This window comes from Pseudoalteromonas sp. OANN1 (genome assembly GCF_024124685.1).
Lineage (GTDB): Bacteria > Pseudomonadota > Gammaproteobacteria > Enterobacterales > Alteromonadaceae > Pseudoalteromonas > Pseudoalteromonas piscicida.
This window is the reverse complement of sequence record NZ_JAMXSE010000003.1, coordinates 118,714-131,854: the sequence shown is the minus strand read 5'-3', so window position 1 is coordinate 131,854 and position 13,141 is coordinate 118,714. Positions and strand designations below refer to the sequence as shown.

Here is a 13,141-nt window from a genome sequence, read left to right as displayed (position 1 = left end):
CTCACAATTACTGATTTTCTATATCTTTAATCGCGTCTACTGTAGACAGTGACGGCAATAATAGACTGATAACTTTGTTCCAGCGAGCAAGTGGCGCGCTAGTAACATACACAATATCTTGCGGCTCAAGTTCAAACTGTTCAGCAAGTACTAGAGAAGCTACGTTTTTAGCATGTAGTTGATATACATCTGCAAGTACACCATCTTTTTGTAGGTCGCGTTTACGCAGTACAAAAACACCATTAGCATCAGCTGTGCGTTCATTAAATCCACCAACATCTGTGAGTGCTTCAGCCAGACTTAAGCCATAGCGATTTACGTCTACTTTGCCTGCTTTAATTACGTCGCCTAGCACATACACGTTACGTTTGTCGTTGCGGCTGATATGAATGATATCACCGTGTTGTAACAAGCGGTTTTGTGAAATATCGCCCTCGGCATAGAAGTCATCGAGTTGAATAACCTCTGTTTTCTCTCCGCGAGTAAATGTTACGGTTTCCCAATCTGCACTTTCAGTCAGGCCGCCAGCTTGGTTTATTGCATCGATTAGCGTAACTGGCGTTTCTGTAATTGGGTATACACCCGGTTTTGTTACTTCACCGGTTACGTATGTTTTTTGGCTTCTAAAGCCAACCACTTTGACATCGATTTGGGGCTCTTCGATAACACGACTTAAGCGTTTAGTAAGATCTTCACGTAACTCATTTACTGTTCTACCTGCTGCTGGAACTTTTGGGGCGTAGGCAAAATTAATAGTGCCGTCGGCTTGAACACGGAAACCATCAAACTCGGCTGTTCTTTGTACCGCTGCCGGGATTGTAAGTTCAGGGTGATCCCAAACACCAATCGTAATGACATCCCCAACACCTAAACGATATTCGTAGTTTGAGACATCGATACCAGCAAGTGACGAACGGTCAATTTTTTTGGCTTGTTTGATTTTGTGCTCTTGAACTAACTGAGAATCGATGATGTGAATATTTACTTTTTCTAAGTCGCGTTCTAGATTTGCGGTTTGTTCACCAGAGCCGATCCCTTCAAAATGGCCACCAGGAACAAGTGTACAGCCGCTCATTGTCATCAGAACGGCTGAAGCAATGATAGTTTTACAGCGTAGCGCCATTGTTTCTTCCCAAAAGTGTTGTAATCTTTTCTTTTCATTACTTTTATTGCCCTTTATTAAATAGTAGAGAGACAATAAAAATTTCGTGGGCTAATTAAAGCATGCACGATTGTTAATCGCAAGTGAGTACTAAGTTTTGCGCAAGATCTCACTCTATATTCTATGTTTTTACCTAGAGATGTGGTTAAAAGCCTTTATCAAGTTTGAGTTTATTTTTTAGATTGTTGTTTTTGTTGTTTCTTAATTTGCAATTTAATCCTTGGTCCTTGGTCGCGGCGTAAATCTGCTACGTCTGAGTTTGAACCATTTTGTCGCGACATAAAGTCGCTGCTACGGTATTTAAGCACGCTTCCGCCCTTAGGTTGTAGCTCCTAAATGCTGGTTTTAGTTTACGTAAAAGATCGCGAGGTGAACTCGCTCCTACCACGTTGACCTAAGGTGTTTATGTATTCGCGGCGTAAAGCCGCTGCTACGGCATTCAGGCACGCTTCCGCCCTTAGGTTGTAGCTCCTTAATGCTGGTTTCGGTTTAAGTAAGAGATCGCGAGGTGAACTCGCTCCTACCACATTGACCTAAGGTATTTATGTCTTCGCGGCGTAAAGCCGCACTAGAACCATTTTGTCGCGACATAAAGTCGCTGCTACGGCATTCAGACACGCTTCCACCCTTAGGTTGTAGCTCCTAAATGCTGGTTTTAGTTTTGGTAAAAGATCGCGAGGTAAACTCGCTCCTACCACATTGGCCCAAGGTGTTTATATCTTCGCGGCGTAAAACCACTCTGTCGCGGCGTAAAGCCGCTGCTACGGCATTTAAGCACGCTTCCGCCCTTAGGTTGCAGCTCCTAAATGCTGGTTTTAGTTTACGTAAAAGATCGCGAGGTGAACTCGCTACTACCACATTGACCCTAGGTGTTTATGTCTTTGCGACGTAAAGCCGCGCCTGAACCATTCTGTCGCGACATAAAGTCGCTGCTACGAAATGGTTTGAGCTTTTAAATTACGGCTACAAAATTGCTAACGTTCCGCTATGTGAATGTAATCGCTCTAACAACGTGAAGAAGTTTACAGTCAAACCAGAGTACACCTTTTTTATAACAATTAAATAAGAATAAAGGGTGAAGTTTTTATTGTACCTTTTTTATTGTACAGTTATCAACAACGATTTGTGCGTAATGGTTAAGCAGTTTAATTAATAAAATGCTACGTAGTTCTCCATCAGGTTGTTGATATATGGCGTGAATGTCTTTGTAACAGCCGTCTGTTAACTGAACCAAATCGCCTTCTTGAAGGTCGAGCTCGTCCGCGATTTCATTTTTATTCATTAGTTGAGCGACGAGTTCATCTGGCACCATTTGCAGATCGGTACCATAACGAATAAAGTCAGAAACACCGCGAGTGTTTTTTACCGCAGAAAAGTGTGAAGAATGTGGATCTAGCTTAACAAATAAATATCGTGGAAACAGCGGTTGCTTCACCGCCTTTGAGCTAGAGGTTTTTCTTTTTACGAAAGTTGGGAAGCAAGACTCTATCCCTTGATTTTGAAGATTTGACTGTGCTCTGTGTTCTTGTTTTGGTTTACAGTAGAGCAAATACCAGCATTCCATGCGTTGCGTTCCCTAAAAAAATAAGCCTAACGAATTAGGCCTACTATTATACGTATATTCTCAATTAGGTCTAGCCTAGTCACTGCCAAAAAGGTCTCTTGTGTAGACTTTTTCGGTAACGTCTTGTAACTCTTCGACCATACGATTAGAGATGATTACATCACAGCTACGTTTGAATACATCTAGGTTATTTTCTACTCTCGAATTAAAGAAAGTTGCCTCTTTCAGTACTGGCTCATAAACAACGACTTCAACACCTTTCGCTTTTATGCGCTTCATCACCCCTTGAATAGATGAGGCTCTAAAATTGTCGGATCCTGCCTTCATGATCAGGCGATAAATCCCTACAGTTTTGGGATTACGCTTTAGAATGGACTCAGCGATAAAATCCTTTCTTGTTGTGTTTGCATCAACAATCGCTTGAATGATGTTGTTTGGTACGTCTTTGTAGTTCGCTAGTAGCTGCTTGGTGTCCTTAGGTAGGCAATATCCGCCATATCCGAAAGACGGGTTATTATAATGATCACCAATTCTTGGGTCTAAGCACACCCCTTCGATAATTTGCTTTGTGTTTAAACCATGAGACTCTGCGTAGCTATCTAACTCATTAAAGTAGGCTACGCGCATCGCCAAATAAGTGTTCGAGAATAATTTGATCGCTTCGGCTTCTGTTGACCCACTAAAAAGCACATCTATATCCGCTTTTAATGCCCCCTGTTGAAAAAGGTTAGCTATAACTTGTGCATATTCTGATTTAGCACCAATTATGATCCGTGATGGATATAAATTATCGTGGAGCGCTTTACCTTCTCTTAAGAATTCAGGAGAAAATATAATACTCTCATAGCTAAACTGCTCCCTAGCTTTACGAGTGAAACCCACAGGAACTGTAGACTTTATTACGATCTTCGCCTGAGAATTGATAGACAGCAATTCACCGATTACATTTTCTACACTACTTGTATTAAAAAAGTTCGTCTTTGGATCATAATCAGTTGGTGTAGCGATTATAACAAGCTCAGCGTTACCAAAAGCACTCTTTGCACATGTTGTGGCTACTAATTCGAGCTCTTTCGAAAGCAGATACTCTGAAATCTCAGGGTCATAGAAAGGCGAAATCTTATCATTCACCAAGCGCACCTTGGACTCGTTTATATCTAGCAATGTAACTTGATTATGCTGCGCGAGAAGAATTGCGTTGGAAAGCCCAACATAACCTGCACCAACAACTGTTATCTTCATAGTTTTAGCCTCTTTTCAACTCTCAGCTTACTATAAGTAAAGAAGATGACAGTTAAGTGGACGCATTTAGCTCTCTAGCTGACTTTGCACTTGAAGAACCATAATATTTCAACCGCTCCGGATACAACGCGGTCATAACAATAATCAGTCCAACAATAGCATATACACTATTCATCGAGCTGACTGATGCTCCATTTAAAAATAAAATACTGATGCAGGCAAGTCTTGCTCGCGGCGAAACATCGCTCAATTTGAGTAGCTGATTCACTGCCAAAAAGATAAATAACAATCCTAAAAAGCCATGGTCAAATACCGCTCTAGTGAGATAAGTATGTAATATAACTGAGTAACACACTCCTGGCTTACCTGCACTAAATAGTGATTGGTAATACTGCAGCCTTGTGCACACACTTTCGGGCATTGCTGTAAGTGTTTGCGAACCAATCAAATATTCTTGCCACCCCCAACTTGAGATCGCTTTCAAAAAGCCTTGGAAAAAAACCACCCTATCGATTGCTTCAATATCACCGCCCGACAAACGACTAATAAAGGTTGCTGCGACACCGGCTGCAATTATAGCAACAACAAGCAACTTAATGATGGTCTTCCAACCAAAATCCTTAATATAGAAAATGGTGAACATTGCAAGAAAGCAGATCACACCAGAACGAGAACCTGAAAGAAAAGTAACCATACCTAATGCCATCCAGTCGAATAATGACAAAGAGCGATTAAAGCCCCATATTGCACACCCTAATAGCAATACAAACATAATTTCATAGTTATTTTCGGTAAAAATACCTGGCCGACCTTCTTGCCCAAGGCCAATCCAGATGACATACTTGATGAAAAATAGTAGCAGAAGAATATGCCAAAAACGTCGCAGTAGCTTTTCTTCGAATAACACTTTAGAGGAAAAAAATGACAATAAAGCGAGATAAAAAAAAGTTTTATAGGCAATAAAGTAATCTACAGGATGGATACCGCGAGCCTTAGCTAAGGCTAACGTAATAATTAAATAAAGCAGGCTACAACTGAACACTAGCCATGCGCTTGGGCACATGCGCTTAGCAACAAACAAAAAAGTACATAAAACCAGCAATTCGAAAATAGCATTAGTTGGCAGCACATGGTATTGACCAATAATACCAATACTCATGATTGCTAATGTTAGAAAGAAAAACAGAAACTGCTTTCTAACCATGCTTATCTCCGATGCTTTAAAGCCATATAGCTACGAGCGATCCAGCTCTTTGGCATTATTAGTAAGAAAAAAGCAGCTACGCGATACCTATCCCATTGCAATAAAGGATGGGTTAGCAGAAGTTTTAATGCTTTCATGCGATTACCAATGAGTAAATTACTTTTTACACTGCTCATCACGGTAAGATGTTGTAGGTATTTAACACTTCCAATAAGCTCAGTAGGCACAATACCATCATCCAGCAAACGCTGAAATTCAAAAATATGTGGAGATGGCTGTTCAAAATCCGACGGCGACTGCCCAACACTAGAAGCCGTTAAATCATACATCACAGACACAGACTTGTCATAAGCAATTGGCCACTGACAAGCAACGCTACCCCATACGGCCTGATCTTCACCTAGGCTTAATCCTTCTTTAAACCCACCGACTTTTAGCAAGCTATCTTTTGCAATGCAAACAGACGACGAAGTTATTGGTAAATCAGCATTACAACACGCTAAAAAATAATCTTGCAGCAACCCTCTATTTTCTACTAAATGTTGGTTTTTGGCCGCTCGCTTCCCTTCCACTGTATTGAACTCATAGCCAGTACAAAAAATACGTGCATCTGGAAAGGTTTGATAAAGAGATTGAATATTAGACAAAAAGTCTTCATGCCAAACATCATCAGCATCCAAGAATGCAACGAACTCAGCGTTAGCAGCACGAACACCAACATTTCTTGCAGCAGAAACGCCTTTGTTAGCCTGCTGTAATAATCTCACCTTACTACTGTTTATTTTCTCAACTACACTCGCTCCAGCATCGGTGGAGCCATCATCTACGACAATGATCTCACTCGCTGGATGTTTTTGAGATAGTACAGAATGAACAGCTCGTTCAATATATTCGGCTTTATTAAAAAGCGGAATAACTACAGAAATATTCATTCTTTTAAGCACTCACAAGCAAAATTATTCGGCACTGTCGGCGCATAAATATCCATGCATAGGCAGACTCAGTACTGACTTAGCCAGTTTTTCAGCAATCGGAAAATCACCTTCCTTATGACCTAAATGCTCAAAAGCACTTTGCTGATGCATACAGGTGCCATAGTAAATCATGGTCGGAATGCCTTGTTCTTTATATGATTGCATTACCTGTTCACGATTATCTACTTGGATAGTGTATTGCGCCCATGAACTTAAATATCCCTCAGGCACAAAAGGCGTAACAAACTGCGACTGAAGATCATTGGTATAGTTCTTGGCGGCGCAGTTACGATTCTCCAATTCGGTAGGAAAAGCAGCAAGCTTCTCCAATAAAATAGCTGCTTGAATTGTATCTAATCGGCTATTCATGCCGATGCGAACATTATCGTATTTGTCTTTACCTTTACCATGCACTCGTAATGATTGTAATAATGCAGCATATTCATCGTTATCGGTAAATAGCGCCCCACCATCACCATAGCATCCTAATGGCTTAGCAGGGAAAAAGCTGGTTGTAGCTATATCGGCAAAAGAGCCTGCACGTTTGCCATCAATCTCACCACCAAACCCTTGCGCTGCATCTTCAATAATCTTTAGTTGATATTTATCCGCAATTTCTTTAATCGCAGGATAATCAGCAGGCAAGCCGAATAAGTCCACAGCCATAATCACTTTAGGTGTCAATTCACCAGCGTCTATTACCTGCTTAATTCGGTTTTCAAGATCGATTGGACAAATATTGAATGTTTTTGCATCAGAATCGACAAATACAGGAGTCGCCCCCGCAAAAGCGATAGTCTCAGCAGAAGCGAAAAATGTAAAAGTTGGACAAAAGACGGCGTCTCCAGCCTTTACACCTAATGCCATTAGAGCTAAAGACAGCGCGTCAGTACCGTTAGCACAGGTGATAGTATGCTTTACACCTACATAATCAGACAATGCGGCTTCTAGCTCTTGTACTTCTGGCCCCATAATGTACTGACCATGTTCTAATACCGCTGCGATCCGTGTATCTATTTTTGTTTTTAAATGCTGATACTGTGCAGCTAAGTCGATAAATTGCATTACATCATTCCATTAAAATTGATGACTAAGTTGGTTTCCGTTTAGTACATACTGCTCGCCAGTATGCGGACAAACACAACGACCTTCACCTTCAAGGGGCAAGTCTAATTGCTCGCCATATTTACTGATCCAACCGATTTGCTTCGCTGGTACTCCGACCATAAGCGCAAAAGGGGGAACGTCTTTATTAACTACAGCGCCGGCACCAATCAACGCATACGAGCCGATTGTAACGCCACACACGATTGTGCAATTTGCACCAAGCGTTGCGCCTTGCTGAACGCGAGTATCTCGGTATTCAGTTTTGCGCTCTATAAACGACCTCGGATTATAGACGTTGGTGAATACCATGCTCGGACCACAAAATACATCGTCTTCTAGATAAACGTTGTCATACACTGACACATTGTTCTGGATTTTAACGTTATTACCAATCTCTACTTTATTACCGACAAAAACATTTTGTCCGAGCGAACAGCCGGCTCCAATTTTGGCTCCGCCACAAACATGTGCAAAATGCCAAACTCGAGAGCCTTCACCTATCTGAGCACCGTCATCCACAATCGCGCTTTCATGTTTTTGGTAGGCCATTAGAGCTTACCTAGTAAAAACGGATGAACATCCGCTTGTGATTCGATATGCACTTTACCTTGACGGATTGCATTTACGGTTTCGATACAGTGACGTGCGTCTTCTAAGCCATAGCCTCTGCCAGCTAAAATTTCTTGATAAGAAACAGTATGAAGATCGGTAAAGCCGCCCGAAAACTCTAGCTCTTCACCATCACAAGTGATTGAGCGATAAGTCGGTTGCTTACCTTTAACGACTTCTGGTAAATCTTCAGCATCAATAGACAAAAACCATTTTACTCTGGCATTTTCATACTCTAAATAACCAGCCGCTTTGTCATTGTTCATGAAATGCAATTCGTTGCGCTGTAAGTCACCAAAAATAAAGTGCAGCATGTCAAAAAAGTGAACACCGATATTCGTCGCCACGCCAAAAGACTTTCTAGGATCGCCTTTCCAGCTTTGCATGTACCACTTACCACGAGAAGTAATGTATGTTAACTCCACTTCATGCTTGTCGGTATTTGACGAACTTGCGACTTTATCTTTCAGATCTAAGATAGCTTGGTGATGTCTTAGCTGTAATATGTTGAATACTCTCTTGCCGGTTTCTTGCTCAACCTGAATTAGGTCATCAAGTTCAGCGAGCGTCGGTACTAAAGGCTTTTCGCATATCACATCACAGCCCAAACGCAGACCAGCGGTAATGTGCGAGTGGTGTAGATAGTTAGGTGAGCAAACAGAAACATAGTCAAGCTTAGTCGCTTCATCGCGCTTCAATCGATGTGCATGGTCATAGAAGCACTCAAACTCTGTGAAAAACTCACTTTGCGGTGAAATACTATCGATGATACCCACAGAATCATTGATGTCATAGGCAACCGACAGCAGATTACCAGTTTCTTTAATGGCTTTCATATGACGAGGTGCGATATAACCCGCCGCACCAATTAATGCGAAATTCTTCATCTTTTCCATTGCTCTGTTATAGCCTTATGTCTGCATCTTGTGGGTTTAACACATGTTTAACATCGTATAAAACATGATCTTCTTTACCGAATGCTCTGATCTTTTCCACGCCCCACTCTTTAAACTCAGAGTGATCGACCGCGAGGATAATACCATCGTATTGACCGTGCTGTATCTGATTGACAAGTTGTATACCGTATTCTTTGTCTACTTCTTCTGCACTCGCCCAGCCATCGTAGACATCAACTGACATATTGAAATCTTGAAGTTCACGCACTACGTCAATGATTTTAGTGTTTCTCACGTCAGGGCAGTCGCCCTTAAAGGTAAACCCAAGTACGAGTACTTTAGCTTCATCTATATGAATTTTACGGCTTGAAAGCTTCTTAACTAGCTGTGTCGCGACGTATTCGCCCATACCATCATTGATGCGACGTCCGGCAAGTATGACCTCTGGACGATAACCAACTTCTTCAGCTTTAAAAGTCAGATAATAAGGGTCGACACTGATACAGTGACCGCCGACCAGTCCAGGCTTAAATTTCAAAAAGTTCCACTTTGTGCCAGCTGCGTTTAGTACTTCTTCCGTATCAATATTCAAGCGATTGAATATTTTTGCAAACTCGTTAATCACAGCAATGTTTAAGTCACGCTGGGTGTTCTCTATCACTTTCGCAGCTTCTGCAACCTTAATTGAAGATGCTTTATGCGTACCCACGGTGATAATTGAGCGGTACATCTCGTCGATAAAGTCGGCGACCTCAGGTGTCGAACCTGAAGTGATCTTAGTAATCTTTGTTAAAGTATTAACTTTGTCACCTGGATTGATCCGCTCTGGTGAATATCCAGCAAAGAAGTCTTGATTAAACTTAAGGCCTGAGATCTTCTCAATGATAGGAATACAGACTTCTTCTGTTGCGCCTGGATATACTGTGCTTTCGAAAATGACGATGTCGTTACTGCTGATATGACGAGCCACCAATTCCGACGCTTTACGAAGAGGATTAAGATCCGGTGCATGTGTATCATCAATCGGCGTAGGCACAGTAACGATAAAAATGTTACATGAGGTTAAGTCATTTTCGTCACAGGAGTAAGAAAGCTTAGCCGCTTCAGTTAGTTGTGTCTTATTCACTTCTAACGTTGCATCAAACCCGTCACGTAATTGCTCAATTCGACGTTTATTGATGTCAAACCCAACAACGTCAAAATATTTACCAAATTCAGCTGCTAACGGCAGACCTACATAACCAAGGCCAATAATGCCTATTTTTTTTGTTGGTGAAGGAGAAAACATACTTTTCCTATTTCTCGCGAGGGTTGGCTTCTTCGATTGACTGAGTGCGTTTATTTTTCATTTGTGCGCGCAGATAGCTAACAACAAACTTTGGGTATTCTTTTACAAGCCTTTGACGAACATGCTTGTGCAATACCGCTCTTTGCAACCAACGTAATCCAAGTTTTTTTACTAAAGGGTGATAATAGTCAGCTTTAATTGCTGACTGCTCAATAAATCCGCCACAAGTGAACAGTAACGCAGGAGTATCTAAAGCATTTTTTAATTCAACAATAAATTCATCTTGCTTTGGAGTCCCCATGCCACAAACAATAATTTCTGGCTGCTGCTGATTAAGATCAGCGATGACTTGTGACTTAAGTGCCGCATCATTTACATAACCATGATGCTTATAAACGACATTGAGGTCTGGAAACATGCTGACGTAATTTTTGACGGCGACATCAACTAAGGTCGGTTTTGCGCCAATAAAGGCGATGCGTTTTCCTGTTTGATTGGCAAAGCGTAAAACATCGACTGCTATCGAAGAAAAATCGAAGCTTAATCGCTGAATTTTATTTTGGTTAAAAGTGTTATGTAATTTTGTATGCAACGAACCATCTGAAAAAATAACGTCCAGTCCCGATAATAGGCGAGCATTTTTACTCAATAGAGAGTATGAAAATGGATTTACAAAAGTCACAGCGATACTACGCGACAGCCCTTTTGTACTCTCATCTAATAATTTATCAAATACTGTTTTAGAGGACAGTTTGTTATCTAACACTTTTGAATGAATCAAATTACGCCTACACTATCTGTTAATTTAACTTATCTAAAATACGCTTGAGCTTACTCTCCATGCTCAGGTTTTCTTCCGCATACTTTCTTAACTCACTTGGTGACATTAGTGTTTTAGTCGGTAACTCACAAATCAGCGTCGTGATGTCATTCGTGCTATCACTATTACTCACCATCAAGCGAATATCAGAATTCGCGGGGAAGTCTGGATCATTGGCAGCACCAATAACACTTAACCCTCTTGCCACATACTCTCTGGCTTTCAACACTGAAGCTTCATCAAGCCCAATGCGATACAAGCCAAGACTCGCAATGCCTATATGTGCATTGTTAAACTGTGCATCTAACCTAGCGCCCGATAAAAATCCCGTAAACTCAACTTGCGAGTCAATTTTTAATGATTTTGCCAGTTTCTTCAAAGGTTGAAACGCTTCCCCTTCGCCTACAATAGTCAAACTGACTTTCGGCGCATCAGGTTTATTTGCTAACTCTGCGATTGCTTTCAACAATCTATCATACCCATGCCAATCTGCGAGTTGCGCTACCGCAATTAAATTCAAGGTATCATCGGCTTGCCAGGATGACAGTGCGACTGGCAAATCTTCAGGTATATTAATACCGTTACCAATTTTAAGTGTTTTATGCTTAACGCCGAATAAATACCATGCAGATTCTTGCGCATATTGCACTATTAGATTTGCAGGCATTAGTACCCAACTGGCAGAAAGTAATGAGATACTCTGTTTAAACATTCTTACAAGCGTTCTTGGCTCTGATGTTTTAAGCTCTACCAGCACCGACTTTCGTGGTGTTGGCACATCCACTACTATTTTTGTTCCTCTTAGTCGCGCGAGCAAAAAAGGAAAAAACAAAAATGGAAACAATAAACTAGAAAAACGAACAAACAATACTTCTGTGTTGGTGCTCAACAGGGCCTTGATAAACCCCCACGCTCCCGACATCGTTGGCGCAAGCAATGTAGACTTGGCATTCAAGCCCAACTTTTGCGCAGAAGCAACTGTACTCTCTATTTTCTTCGCGACACCGGGCGTCTTCTCGGCATCTACAAAAGCGATATATTCAAACTGATGTTTCATTAGGCGCTTTCAAACTCCAGAAGAGCTGCCAATATCGCCTTCGCGGCTTCACCATTACCATATAAGCTCTCAGCTTGAGCAAAGTTCGTTGTTTTTGCAGCGTCAACCGCATTTAAAATTGCCTGTTTATCAGCACCAACTAGTTGATTCACGCCTGTATTAACCAGTTCAACCCACTCAGTTTGATCTCGCATTGTAATACATGGCTTTGAGAAAAAATACGCTTCTTTTTGAAGGCCACCACTATCCGTTAGTACTATCTCGCAATGCTCTAACAGCCATACCATTTCGAAATAACTCACCGGCGGTATCACGTCAAACTTAATCTCAAGACCCAAGCATTCAGCTAATTTTTGTGTTCTAGGGTGAATAGGGCAAATAACAGGTTGAGTTTCCGATAATTCATTTAGTGCTGTAATGATGCTTTTGAGACGATTTTCATCATCGGTGTTTTCTGCTCGGTGGATTGTACACAGATAGAAACTGTCATATTCTGGGATAGCTGGCCGCTTTGCACTTTGTGTATAGAAACTAGCAGCATCAAGCATCACATCACCGACATTGCGTACCTGACAGCTTTTGTCTTTAAAACCTTCTCGTACTAAGTTTTGCACAGCGGTATCTGTAGGACAGAATAGAATTTTGCTGATTTGGTCAGTTAGGATGCGATTAATCTCTTCAGGCATCCTCATATTAAAACTACGTAGCCCAGCTTCAACGTGAGCAACCGGAATATGAAGCTTTGCTGCAGCTAATGCACCAGCTAGTGTCGAATTGGTATCACCATAAACCAAAACCCAGTCAGGCTTTTCTTCTAATAGTACCTTCTCAATCTCTTCCAACTGACGGCCGGTCATTTGCCCATGGGTGCCACCACCAATTCCGAGGCTGTAATCTGGCTTGGGAATTTGCATCTCTTCAAAAAAGATATCGCTCATATTGGCGTCGTAATGTTGCCCCGTATGAACTATCACTTCTTGCACTGCTTTTTGGCTGGTTTGATTGTGCTCTCTGACTGCGCGACTAAATGTAGCGGCTTTGACAAATTGCGGCCTTGCCCCAATTACTGTTACAACTTTCATAAATATGTAGCCAAATTAGTTGAGAATATTCCTCGTAGGAGACCTATTTCATAAGGCCTTCTACTTTTCCTACAAAACCGCGTTTTACACAGCCCGTGAACCGACGGATTTTACCTTATTACCAAGCAATGATACA

At 41.4% G+C, this 13,141-nt stretch carries 12 protein-coding genes; all 12 read right to left on the bottom strand.

Features of this window, described 5'->3' with window-relative positions:
- Nucleotides 1-7: 7 nt before the first annotated feature.
- The 12 genes from NH462_RS03965 to wecB all read right to left on the bottom strand — a co-directional run bounded on the left by NH462_RS03965 (nucleotide 8) and on the right by wecB (nucleotide 13,005).
- On the bottom strand, nucleotides 8-1,123 hold the full coding sequence (locus tag NH462_RS03965; protein WP_253104251.1) for a polysaccharide export protein: 1,116 nt from the start codon (nucleotides 1,121-1,123) through the stop codon (nucleotides 8-10).
- 1,123 nt (nucleotides 1,124-2,246) lie between these two features.
- Nucleotides 2,247-2,726 (bottom strand): transcription/translation regulatory transformer protein RfaH, encoded by a 480-nt coding sequence (gene rfaH, locus NH462_RS03960; protein WP_253104248.1) that lies wholly within the window; start codon nucleotides 2,724-2,726, stop codon nucleotides 2,247-2,249.
- A gap of 75 nt (nucleotides 2,727-2,801) precedes the next feature.
- Nucleotides 2,802-3,968: a nucleotide sugar dehydrogenase gene (locus NH462_RS03955; protein ID WP_253104245.1), complete on the bottom strand. Its 1,167-nt coding sequence runs from the start codon at nucleotides 3,966-3,968 to the stop codon at nucleotides 2,802-2,804.
- 52 nt (nucleotides 3,969-4,020) lie between these two features.
- A complete protein-coding gene (locus tag NH462_RS03950) occupies nucleotides 4,021-5,172 on the bottom strand; it encodes a hypothetical protein (protein WP_253104242.1) in 1,152 nt (383 codons plus the stop codon).
- Between the two features lie 2 nt (nucleotides 5,173-5,174).
- Nucleotides 5,175-6,104 carry a glycosyltransferase family A protein gene (locus tag NH462_RS03945; RefSeq protein WP_253104239.1) on the bottom strand — a complete coding sequence of 310 codons (930 nt, stop codon included), beginning with the start codon at nucleotides 6,102-6,104 and terminating at the stop codon, nucleotides 5,175-5,177.
- Nucleotides 6,105-6,128: 24 nt separating this feature from the next.
- On the bottom strand, nucleotides 6,129-7,211 hold the full coding sequence (locus tag NH462_RS03940) for a DegT/DnrJ/EryC1/StrS family aminotransferase (RefSeq protein ID WP_253104236.1): 1,083 nt from the start codon (nucleotides 7,209-7,211) through the stop codon (nucleotides 6,129-6,131).
- A 12-nt stretch (nucleotides 7,212-7,223) separates the two neighbouring features.
- Nucleotides 7,224-7,802: an acyltransferase gene (locus tag NH462_RS03935; RefSeq protein WP_045962981.1), complete on the bottom strand. Its 579-nt coding sequence runs from the start codon at nucleotides 7,800-7,802 to the stop codon at nucleotides 7,224-7,226.
- Complete coding sequence (locus NH462_RS03930) at nucleotides 7,802-8,749, bottom strand: Gfo/Idh/MocA family oxidoreductase (protein ID WP_253104233.1); 948 nt, start codon at nucleotides 8,747-8,749, stop codon at nucleotides 7,802-7,804. The genes NH462_RS03935 and NH462_RS03930 overlap by 1 nt, the downstream gene beginning before the upstream one ends.
- A 16-nt stretch (nucleotides 8,750-8,765) precedes the next feature.
- Nucleotides 8,766-10,046, bottom strand: a complete 1,281-nt coding sequence (tviB, locus tag NH462_RS03925) for a Vi polysaccharide biosynthesis UDP-N-acetylglucosamine C-6 dehydrogenase TviB (protein WP_253104230.1) — start codon at nucleotides 10,044-10,046, stop codon at nucleotides 8,766-8,768.
- A gap of 7 nt (nucleotides 10,047-10,053) precedes the next feature.
- The gene (locus tag NH462_RS03920) at nucleotides 10,054-10,827 is read right to left on the bottom strand and encodes a WecB/TagA/CpsF family glycosyltransferase (protein WP_253104227.1); all 774 of its coding nucleotides are present in this window, start codon (nucleotides 10,825-10,827) and stop codon (nucleotides 10,054-10,056) included.
- A gap of 19 nt (nucleotides 10,828-10,846) precedes the next feature.
- Nucleotides 10,847-11,923: a glycosyltransferase gene (locus tag NH462_RS03915; protein ID WP_253104224.1), complete on the bottom strand. Its 1,077-nt coding sequence runs from the start codon at nucleotides 11,921-11,923 to the stop codon at nucleotides 10,847-10,849.
- Nucleotides 11,923-13,005, bottom strand: coding sequence for a UDP-N-acetylglucosamine 2-epimerase (non-hydrolyzing) (gene wecB, locus NH462_RS03910; protein ID WP_045962977.1), 1,083 nt, complete (start codon nucleotides 13,003-13,005; stop codon nucleotides 11,923-11,925). The genes NH462_RS03915 and wecB overlap by 1 nt, the downstream gene beginning before the upstream one ends.
- Between the last annotated feature and the right edge of the window lie 136 nt (nucleotides 13,006-13,141).